At 69.2% G+C, this 10,601-nt stretch carries 7 protein-coding genes; 5 read left to right on the plus strand and 2 right to left on the minus strand.

Annotation, left to right across the window (positions count from 1 at the left end; translation table 11 throughout):
* Window positions 1-67: 67 nt before the first annotated feature.
* Window positions 68-3,613 (minus strand): DNA polymerase III subunit alpha, encoded by a 3,546-nt coding sequence (dnaE, locus tag ACFWGJ_RS35645; protein WP_387332885.1) that lies wholly within the window; start codon window positions 3,611-3,613, stop codon window positions 68-70.
* Window positions 3,614-3,930: 317 nt separating this feature from the next.
* Between dnaE and ACFWGJ_RS35650 the strand changes: the two genes are divergently transcribed.
* From ACFWGJ_RS35650 to ACFWGJ_RS35665, 4 genes are all read left to right on the plus strand, one after another.
* A complete protein-coding gene (locus ACFWGJ_RS35650; RefSeq protein ID WP_387332887.1) occupies window positions 3,931-5,259 on the plus strand; it encodes a DUF2252 domain-containing protein in 1,329 nt (442 codons plus the stop codon).
* Between the two features lie 70 nt (window positions 5,260-5,329).
* Complete coding sequence (locus ACFWGJ_RS35655; RefSeq protein ID WP_387332889.1) at window positions 5,330-6,016, plus strand: hypothetical protein; 687 nt, start codon at window positions 5,330-5,332, stop codon at window positions 6,014-6,016.
* A 45-nt stretch (window positions 6,017-6,061) separates the two neighbouring features.
* On the plus strand, window positions 6,062-6,862 hold the full coding sequence (locus ACFWGJ_RS35660) for a DsbA family protein (protein WP_387332891.1): 801 nt from the start codon (window positions 6,062-6,064) through the stop codon (window positions 6,860-6,862).
* 124 nt (window positions 6,863-6,986) lie between these two features.
* Window positions 6,987-8,654: an alkaline phosphatase D family protein gene (locus ACFWGJ_RS35665; RefSeq protein ID WP_387332893.1), complete on the plus strand. Its 1,668-nt coding sequence runs from the start codon at window positions 6,987-6,989 to the stop codon at window positions 8,652-8,654.
* A 23-nt stretch (window positions 8,655-8,677) separates the two neighbouring features.
* On the opposite strand, the gene ACFWGJ_RS35670 is transcribed toward ACFWGJ_RS35665, so the two are convergent.
* Window positions 8,678-9,247 carry a dienelactone hydrolase family protein gene (locus ACFWGJ_RS35670; RefSeq protein WP_387332895.1) on the minus strand — a complete coding sequence of 190 codons (570 nt, stop codon included), beginning with the start codon at window positions 9,245-9,247 and terminating at the stop codon, window positions 8,678-8,680.
* 97 nt (window positions 9,248-9,344) lie between these two features.
* On the opposite strand from ACFWGJ_RS35670, the gene ACFWGJ_RS35675 reads away from it, so the two are divergent.
* Complete coding sequence (locus ACFWGJ_RS35675; protein ID WP_387332897.1) at window positions 9,345-10,475, plus strand: mechanosensitive ion channel family protein; 1,131 nt, start codon at window positions 9,345-9,347, stop codon at window positions 10,473-10,475.
* The last annotated feature ends 126 nt before the right edge of the window (window positions 10,476-10,601 follow it).

A 10,601-nucleotide genomic window follows, 5' to 3' on the forward strand; every position in this document is an offset into this window, starting at 1 on the left:
CACCCGTGCACGGGTGCGCCCCTCGCGCCGGTCCGGAGACCGGGAGAACCGGAGGCCCGTCGGCCCGTCAGCCGGTGACCGCCAGGCAGGCCGGGCCCAGCAGTACCTTCAGGTCTCCGAAGAGCGCGGGGTCGGGCTTCACCCGGTGCCGGTCGAGCCGCAGGACCGTGGTCTTGCTCGGGCCCTGGAGCCGGATCCGCACCTCGCTCTCGCCCCGGTGGTGGCTGAGGATCTCGCCGAGCCTGCTGACCATGGGCGGCGTGATCTTCAGGGCCGGGATGGTGAGGATCACGGGCGCGTTGGTGCCCGCGTTCGACAGGTCGGGGACCTGCAGTTCCATCGCGACCAGCCGCGGCACGTCCTCACGCTTGTCGAGGCGTCCCTTGACGAACACCACGGCGTCCTCGACGAGTTGCGTCGACACCAGCTGGTACGTCGCCGGGAAGAACATGCACTCGATGGAACCGGCGAGGTCCTCGACGGTGGCGATGGCCCACGCGTTGCCCTGCTTGGTCATCTTGCGCTGGAGGCCGGAGATGATGCCGCCGATGGTGACGACCGCGCCGTCCCCGTGCTCGCCGCCGGTGAGCTGCGCGATGCCCGCGTCGGCCTTGTCGGACAGCACGTGCTCCAGGCCGAAGAGCGGGTGGTCGGAGACGTACAGGCCGAGCATCTCCCGCTCCTGGGCGAGCAGATAGGCCTTGTCCCACTCGTCGGTGGTGAACTCGACGTCGAGCCCGAAGCCGGGCTCGCTGTTGTCGGCCTCGCCCATGCCGCCGAAGAGGTCGAACTGTCCCTCGGCCTCCTTCCGCTTCACCGCGACCACGTTGTCGATCATCGGCTCGAAGTGCGCGGTAAGGCCCTTGCGGGTGTGTCCCATCGTGTCGAAGGCGCCGGCCTTGATGAGGGATTCCGTGGTGCGCTTGTTGCAGGCGGCGGCCTCGACCTTGTCGAGGTAGTCGGGGAACGAGTTGTACTTCCCCTTGGCCTTGCGGCTGCGGATGATCGACTCGACGACGTTCGTGCCGACGTTGCGGACGGCGGAGAGGCCGAAGAGGATCACGTCGTCGCCCTGCGCGGCGAAGTTCTGCTCGGACTCGTTGACGTTCGGCGGCAGGACCTTGATCTTCATGCGCCGGCACTCGTTCAGGTAGACCGCCGACTTGTCCTTGTCGTCCTTGACCGAGGTGAGCAGCGCGGCCATGTACTCGGCCGGGTAGTTCGCCTTCAGATAGCCGGTCCAGTACGAGACCAGTCCGTACGCGGCCGAGTGGGCCTTGTTGAACGCGTAGCCGGCGAACGGGACCAGTACGTCCCACAGGGCCTGGATCGCCTCGGCGCTGTAGCCGTTCTTCTGGGCGCCCTCCTGGAAGAGGACGAAGTTCTTCGCCAGCTCGTCGGGCTTCTTCTTGCCCATCACGCGGCGCAGGATGTCGGCCTCGCCGAGCGAGTAGCCGGCGATGATCTGGGCGGCCTTCTGGACCTGCTCCTGGTAGACGATCAGGCCGTAGGTGACCGCCAGGACCTCTTCGAGCGGCTCCTCCAGCTCCTTGTGGATCGGGGTGATCTCCTGGCGCTTGTTCTTGCGCTCCGCGTAGTTGATGTGCGAGTTCATGCCCATCGGGCCCGGCCGGTAGAGGGCCGAGACGGCGGAGATGTCCTCGAAGTTGTCGGGCTGCATCTGGCGGAGCAGCGAGCGCATGGGGCCGCCGTCGAACTGGAAGACGCCGAGGGTGTCACCGCGGCAGAGCAGTTCGAAGGTCTTGGGGTCGTCCAGCGGGAGGGAGAGCATCTCCAGGTCGATGCCCTTGTTGGCCTTCACCATCTTGATGGCGTCGTCCATGATCGTGAGGTTGCGCAGGCCCAGGAAGTCCATCTTGAGCAGGCCGAGCGACTCGCACTGCGGATAGTCCCACTGGGTGATCGTGACGTTGTCGGTGTGCCGCACCCAGACCGGGGCGTGGTCGACGATGGGCTCGCTGGACATGATCACGCCGGCCGCGTGCACACCCATCTGGCGGACCAGGCCCTCGACGCCCTTCGCGGTGTCGATGACCTTCTTGACGTCCGGCTCGTTCTCGTACATCCCGCGGATCTCGCCGGCCTCGCCGTAGCGCGGGTGCTTGGGGTCGGTGATGCCGTTCAGGTCGATGCCCTTGCCGAGGACGTCGGCGGGCATCGCCTTGGTGAGCCGGTCACCCATCGCGTACGGGTAGCCCAGCACGCGCGCGGAGTCCTTGATGGCGTTCTTCGCCTTGATCTTGCCGTACGTGCCGATCATGGCGACCTTGTCGGCGCCGTACTTCTCGGTCACATACCTGATCACCTCGACGCGCCTGCGCTCGTCGAAGTCGATGTCGACGTCGGGCATGGAGACGCGCTCGGGGTTCAGGAACCGCTCGAAGATCAGACCGTGCGGGATCGGGTCGAGGTCGGTGATGCCCATGGCGTACGACACGATCGAACCGGCCGCCGAGCCTCGGCCGGGGCCGACCGCGATGCCCTGCTTCTTGGCCCACATGATGAAGTCGGCGACGACGAGGAAGTACCCCGGGAACCCCATCTGGATGATGACGTCCATCTCGTACTCGGCCTGCTTCTGGCGGTCGTCGGGGACGCCGCCGGGGAAGCGGCGCGCCATGCCGCGGCGCACCTCCTCCTGGAACCAGGTGACCTCGGTGAAGCCCTCGGGGATGTCGAACTTCGGCATGAGGTTCTTCGCCTCGAACATGCCGGTCGTGTCGATCTGCTCGGCCACCAGGAGGGTGTTCGCGCACCCTTCCTGCCAGGCGTCCGAGGAGTCCACGGCATACATCTCGTCCGTCGACTTCAGGTAGTAACCGGTGCCGTCGAAGCGGAAGCGGTCCGGGTCGGAGAGGTTCTTGCCGGTCTGGATGCACAGCAGCGCGTCGTGCGCGGTCGCCTCGTGCGCGTACGTGTAGTGCGAGTCGTTCGTCACCAGGGGCGGGATGCCCAGTTTCTTGCCGACGCGCAGGAGGTCGTCACGGACCCGGCTCTCGATCTCGATGCCGTGGTCCATCAGCTCCAGGAAGTACCGGTCCTTGCCGAAGATGTCCTGGTACTCGGAGGCGGCCTTCACCGCCTCGTCGAACTGGCCGAGGCGCAGCCGGGTCTGCAGCTCGCCGGAGGGGCAGCCCGTGGAGGCGATCAATCCCTCGGACCACTGGGAGATGCTCTCCTTGTCCATGCGGGGCCACTTCTGCAGCCAGCCCTCCGCGTAGGCGTCCGAGGAGAGCCGGAACAGGTTGTGCAGCCCCGTCTTGTTCGCCGCCCAGATCGTCTTGTGGGTGTAACCGCCGGAGCCGGAGATGTCGTCGCGCTTCTGGTGCGGCTGACCCCACTTGATCTTGCGCTTGTTGCGCCGTGACTCGGGGGCGACGTACGCCTCGATGCCGATGATCGGGGTGACGCCCGCCTTCTTGGCCGAGTGGAAGAAGTCGTAGGCGCCGTGGAGGTTGCCGTGGTCGGACATCGCGATGTGCGACATGCCCATCTCGTTGCACGCGTCGAACATGTCCTTCAGCCGCGCGGCACCGTCCAGCAGCGAGTACTGGGTGTGGACGTGCAGGTGCGTGAACGGCGGCTTTGACACGGCTTCGGCCTCCAAGAAGAACTGGCGTCGACGAGATCCCTACCGGCTGCGGACAGTCTGGGGGGACAGCCACGAAGTCTATGCCTGAGCACTGACACTTGAGTCAAGCACTGTGGCGCGCAGCGCCTCGATGAGGGGCGGCGGTCGGGTGACGGGTGGGCGCTTCCCCCCGTACCTTCGGACGTACCTTCATCGGACGGTAAACGGGCACTCCCGCGCACCCCCGTCCGTTGGAGCATGACGGAGACAACCGCTCCGGCGGACCGCACATTCCGTCCCACTCGTCATGCACCACCTGCACCAGGAGGCACCCAGCGATGTCGGTTCCGCAGCTCAGCGCCGAGCAGCGCGGCGAAGAGATCCTCGCCGTCTTCAATACCGCCTTCGGCGATCTGCTGGCCGCCGATCCGGCCGCGTTCCGCGTGAAGTTCCGGAAGATGGCGGCCTCGGCGTTCGCGTTCTACCGCGGGACGGCAGGGCTCTTCTACCACGACCTGGAGCAGGAGAAGCGGGGCGGCCCGTACCTGGACGAGCGCACCTCCCGGGTGTGGATCCACGGCGACCTGCACGCGGAGAACTTCGGCACGTACATGGACGCCCAGGGCCGGCTGATCTTCAACGTGAACGACTTCGACGAGGCGTACGTCGGCCCGTTCACCTGGGACCTCAAGCGCCTCGCGGCCTCCGTGGCCCTGATCGGCTACGCGAAGGCGCTGAGCGACGAGCAGATCACCTCCCTGGTCCGGACGTACGCGGCGGCGTACCGGGAGCGCATCCATGCCCTCGCGACGGGCGCCAAGAGCGACGAGGTGCCGCCCTTCACGCTGGACACCGCCCAGGGGCCGCTGCTGGACGCCCTGCGGGACGCGCGCTCGCTGACCCGCTTCGGGCTGCTCGACTCGATGACCGAGATCCGTGACTTCGAGCGCCGCTTCGCGCCGGGCGGCGGTTCCATCGAGCTGGACGCGGCCACCCGCTACAAGGTTCTGGCCGCCTTCGACGGCTATCTGGAGACGCTGCCCGAGTCGTCCCTGGACCGCCCGGACTCCTACCGGGTGAAGGACGTCGTGGGCCGCCGCGGCATCGGCATCGGCTCGGCGGGGCTGCCCTCGTACAACATCCTTCTGGAGGGCGCCACCGACGCCCTGGAGAACGATGTGGTGATCTACATCAAGCAGGCCCAGACCCCGGCCGTCTCGCGGCACATCACGGACTCCTCGATCCGTGAGTACTTCCAGCACGAGGGCCACCGCACGGTGATCTCCCAGCGCGCCCTGCAGGCGCACGCCGACCCGTGGCTGGGCTGGACCGAGCTGGACGGCGCGGGCCAGCTGGTCGCCGAGGTCTCGCCGTACGCGGTGGACCTGGACTGGGGCGACATCGACGACCCGGAGGAGATCGCGGCGGTCGTCGCCGACCTCGGCCGGTCCACCGCCACCATGCACGCCGCGGCGGACGACGAGAGCGGCCACTCCGAGCTGGTGCCGTTCTCCACCGAGCGCGCCATCGACGCGGCGATCGCGGGGGACGAGGAGAACTTCGGCGACCTCCTGGTCGACTTCGCGCACGAGTACGGAGCACGCGCGCGTGAGGACCACCAGATCTTCGTGGACCTGTTCCGCAACGGCCGGATCCCGGGTCTGTAGGCACGCACGACCACCCACAGGAACCCTTTAGGGGTCCCTTACAGGAGTACGTGACAGACTCTTCGGAACCATGGACATATCCGGGACCCAGCTCAGAGCCGTGCGCGCGGCGCTGTTCACGGCACTGGTCGTGACGCTCAGCACCGCGTCGCACGTGCTGCTGTCCCGGGTCCCCCTGCCACTGGCCACCGTGGCCGCCCTCGCCGGCGCCGTCTTCGTCGTCGCGTACGCGCTGGCGGGCCGCGAGCGCGGCTTCGGACGGATCGCCGCCCTGCTGATCCCGCTGGAACTGGCCGCCGACACGCTGTTCACCGCGGGCCAGCACGCCTGTTACGGGAGGGCGGGCGGCCCCGTCGCGGGACCGTTGCGCTCGGTCGGTCTCGACGTGCTCTGCGGGGGCGGCGAGGTCGGCACCCCGCTGGCCCGGGTGACGGGCGGCGAGGTGACTCCCGCCGCGGCCCTGCTCGCCCAGGCCGACCCGGGCGCCGCCTGGCTGCTGCTCGGCGCGCACATCGGCGTCGGCCTCCTCGCCGCCGCCTGGCTGCGCCGCGGCGAGCGGGCGCTGGCCCAGCTCCTGGACGCGATGGCCGCCGCCACCTTCCGCCCGCTGCTGGTCGCGGTCGCCGCGGTGACCGTGCATCTCACTCCGGTGCGCCGGCTGCCGCGGCCCACGCGCCGGGTCGCGGCCACCCGTACGCGGCTCTTCGTGCACTCGATGGGACGGCGTGGACCGCCGTGCTCGGCCGCCTTCGCCTGAGCACACCAGTCCCCGTACATCTGCCACACCCACGGAGAACCCATCATGAGCAAGCGGAACAGCCAGGCCTCGAAGTCGGCGGCCCGTGAGCGGCTGCGCATCGAGCGCGAGCGGCAGGCCAAGCGCGACAAGGCCAAGCGGCAGATCGTCGTCGCCGGTTCGATCGTCGCGGTCCTCGCGATAGCCGGCGGCATCGGCTACGCCGTCGTACAGAACAACGAGCCCTCCAAGTGGGACGCGGCGGCCGACGCGAAGGTCGTCGCCCCCGCCAACACCAGCGGCAAGAACGGCACGACCGTCGTCATCGGCGAGTCCAAGACCGACAACACGGTCCACCTCTACGAGGACCCGCGCTGCCCGGCCTGTGCCTCCTTCGAGCAGACGGTCGGCGAGACCGTCAACAAGGGCATGACGGACGGCGACTACAAGCTCTCCTTCACCCTCGGCACGTTCCTCGACGGCAACCTCGGCGGCGAGGGCTCGAAGAACGGTGTGAGCGCGCTCGGCGCCGCGCTGAACGTCAGCCCCGAGGCGTTCCTGGAGTACAAGACGGCGCTCTACTCCACGAAGTACCACCCGGAGGAGACGACCGACGACCTCGCCAAGGACAGCTACCTGATCAAGGTGGCGAACACGGTGGACGCGCTGAAGGACAACAAGAAGTTCCAGGACGCCGTCAACAAGGGCACGTACGACGCCTGGGCGATGAGGATGAGCAAGACGTTCGACAACGCCAAGGGTGTCGACTCGACGCCGACCATCAAGATCAACGACAAGGTGATCACGAACCCGAGCACGGTCGCCGACTGGCAGAAGGCGCTCAAGGACGCGGGCGTCACCAAGTAACGCGTCCCGCGTGGGGCACCACGGGTGACGCGTTCCGTAAGGGCGGGCGAACTTCTCCACGTTCGCCCGCCCTTCACGTATTTCTCCTTACGGAAAGCCCTACCCATCAGTAATGTGACCGGCCGTGACCAGTCGCATCAGATCCCTCACCAGCCCCTCAGGCCCCGACTCCCCCGCCCCCAGCCGCCGTACGGTGGTCAAGGCGGCCGCGGCCACCGCCGTGCTCGGGGCCCCGCTCGCCGCCGCGCTGCCGGCCCGCGCCGCCGAGGCCCCCGCGTTCCTGCACGGCGTCGCCTCGGGCGACCCGCTGCCGGACGGCATCCTCCTGTGGACCCGGGTGACGCCCACCGCCGAGGCGACCCCCGGTTCCGGACTCGGCCCGGACGTCGAGGTCGGCTGGACGGTGGCCACGGACAAGGCGTTCACGACGATCGTCGCGCAGGGCTCCACCACCGCGACCGCCGCCTCCGACCACACCGTCAAGGCGGACGTCCGCGGTCTGCGGCCCGCCACCGACCACTGGTTCCGCTTCTCCTGCGGCGGCACCGACTCACCGGTCGCCCGCACCCGCACCGCCCCCGCCCATGACGCGGCCGTGGCCGGGATGCGTTTCGGGGTGGTGTCCTGCGCCAACTGGGAGGCCGGATACTTCTCGGCGTACCGGCACCTGGCCGCGCGCGGCGACCTGGACGCCTGGCTGCACCTGGGCGACTACATCTACGAGTACGGCACCGGCGAGTACGCGACCCGGGGCACCATCGTACGCCCGCACGCCCCCACGCACGAGATCGTCACCCTCGCCGACTACCGCACCCGGCACGGCCGTTACAAGACCGACCCCGACCTGCGGGCCCTGCACGCGGTGGCCCCGGTCATCGCGATCTGGGACGACCACGAGTTCGCCAACGACACCTGGTCGGGCGGCGCCGAGAACCACACCGAGGGCGCCGAGGGCACCTGGTCCGCCCGCCAGGCCGCCGCCAAGCAGGCCTACTTCGAGTGGATGCCGGTCCGCCCCGCCACCGAGGGCACCACCTACCGGCGGCTGCGCTTCGGCAGGCTCGCCGACCTCTCCCTGCTCGACCTGCGCTCCTACCGCTCGCAGCAGGTCAAGACCGGCAACGGCACGGTGGACGACCCGGACCGTACGCTCACGGGCCGGGCGCAGCTCGACTGGCTGAAGACCGGCCTGCGTTCCTCCGACACCACCTGGCGGCTGGTCGGCAACTCCGTGATGATCGCCCCCTTCGCCATCGGCTCGCTCTCCGCCGAACTCCTCAAGCCCCTCGCCGAACTGCTCGGCCTGCCCAAGGAGGGCCTCGCCCTCAACACCGACCAGTGGGACGGCTACACCGACGACCGCCGCGAACTCCTCGCCCACCTGCGGGACAACGCGATCCGCAACACGGTCTTCCTCACCGGCGACATCCACATGGCCTGGGCCAACGACGTGCCCCACAACGCCGGTACGTATCCGCTGTCGGCCTCCGCCGCCACCGAGTTCGTCGTCACCTCGGTGACCTCCGACAACCTCGACGACCTCGTCAAGGTGCCCGAGGGCACGGTCTCGGCCCTGGCGTCACCGGTGATCCGGGCCGCCAACCGGCATGTCCACTGGGTCGACACCGACCGCCACGGCTACGGCGTCCTCGACCTCACCGCCGAGCGGGCACAGATGGACTACTACGTCCTCTCCGACCGCACCACCCCCAACGGGACGGCGTCCTGGGCCCGTTCGTACCGCACGCGCAGCGGCACGCAGAAGGTCGAGCGGACGTACGACCCGGTCTGATTCCCCGCAGCTGTGCTGATCGGCTACAGCGTTTCGAGGAAGCCGAGCGCCACCCGCCAGGTGGCCTCGGCGGCCTCCTCGTCGTAGTCCGGGAGACCGGGGTCGGTGTAGAGGTGTCCCGCGCCCGCGTATCTGTAGATCTCCACGTCGGCCCCCACCTTGCCCATCTGCAGATACCAGGCCGTCAGCCAGTCGTCCGGCTCGAAGGCGTCCGGCTCGGCGACATGCAGCTGGACCGGCAGCTCGTCCACCGAGGCGGTCTCCGCGATGTCGGACGTGCCGTGCAGGAGCAGCAGTCCGCGGGCCTTGTCGTCGCCGAGCGCCAGGGTCTGCGCGGTCGCCGCGCCCAGCGAGAACCCGGCATAGACGAGCCCCCGCTCCGAGTAGGGCGCCGCGGCCAGGATGGCGCGCTTGAGCAGCTCCTCCTTGCCCAGCTCGTCCTTGAACGCCCTGCCCTCCTCCACGGTCTCGAAGGTGCGCCCCCCGAAGAGGTCGGGCGTCCACACCTCGTGTCCCGCGGCGCGCAGGCGGTCCGCAGCGTCCCGCACCGCGGGCCGCAGACCGAAGGTCGAATGGAAGAGCATGATGTTCATGAGCCCATGGTGCCAGCCGCCACTGACAGAACCGTCACCTCAGATATGACCGGGGCCACAGGTTAGTGACCCCCATGGGCCGGTTACGGTCGAAGGCATGGAGAACGTGCTTCGCCCGCTGATCGTGATCGGCGGCTCGCTCGTGGTGACGCTGCTCGTCGGCTGGCTGGTCGACCTGCTGCTGCGACGCGCCGATCAACGCCACCACCAGGTCCCGCTGTGGGGCCTGCTGCGCCGCTGCCGTCTTCCGCTGCAGTTCGTCATGTGCGCGGCCCTGCTGAGAGGCTCGTACGACGAGGCCAAACTCACCAAGGAACACTCCGCGGGGGTCGGCCAGCTCCTGACCCTGGTCCTCATCGGCTCCACGGCCTGGCTGCTGGTGCGGATCGCGACGGCCATCGTCGAGTCCTCGTACTCCCGCTACGCGCACGCCCACCGCGATCCCGCCCGGGTCCGCCGGGTCCGTACGCAGGTGGCGCTGATCCAGCGCGTCGTCTCCGCGATCGTCGGTGTCGTGGCGGTCGCCGCCATGCTGCTGACCTTCCCCGCGATGCGCGCGGCCGGTGCCTCCCTGCTCGCCTCGGCCGGCATCCTCGGCATCGTCGCCGGTGTGGCCGCGCAGTCCACGCTCGCCAACATGTTCGCCGGATTCCAGATCGCCTTCGGCGACATGGTGCGGCTCGGGGACACGGTGGTGGTGAACGGGGAGTGGGGCACGGTCGACGAGATCACCCTCACCTTCCTGACCGTACGCACCTGGGACGAACGCCGGTTCACGATGCCGGTGTCGTACTTCACCTCGCAGCCGTTCGAGAACTGGTCCCGCGGCGGGGTGCAGATGACCGGGACGGTCTTCTTCCACCTGGACCACAGCGCGCCCGTCGAGGAGATGCGCGACAAGCTCCGCGACATCCTGCGCGCGTGCCCGGCCTGGGACGGACGCGACTACGGTCTCGCCGTGACCGACTCCACGCCCAGCACGATGGAGGTGCGGGCGCTCGTCACCGCGAAGGACGCGGACGACGTGTGGACGGTGCGGGTCACCGTGCGCGAGCAGATGCTGCGCTGGCTGACCGTGCACCATCCGTACGCCCTGCCGCGCGTCAACACGGCCGACGCGATCCTGCCGCCGGGGTCCGTGCCGCACGCGAACGGGGCGGAGCCGCATCGCCCGCGCACGACCACCCGGGGCCGAGCGGTCGAACCCCCTCGCACGGGCCGCGGCTGACCCCTCCCTCCGCCCCCCTTCGACTGCGGCCCCGGTGGGGGCTGGCCGCGCAGTTCCCCGCGCCCCTGAGGGGCGGCCTTGTCGCGCAGTTCCCCGCGCTCCTGACGGGGCGCCGTCGGTGGGTGG

Origin of the sequence: Streptomyces sp. NPDC060205, assembly GCF_042728395.1 — a bacterium.
In the GTDB taxonomy this organism is placed as follows: Bacteria; Actinomycetota; Actinomycetes; order Streptomycetales; family Streptomycetaceae; genus Streptomyces.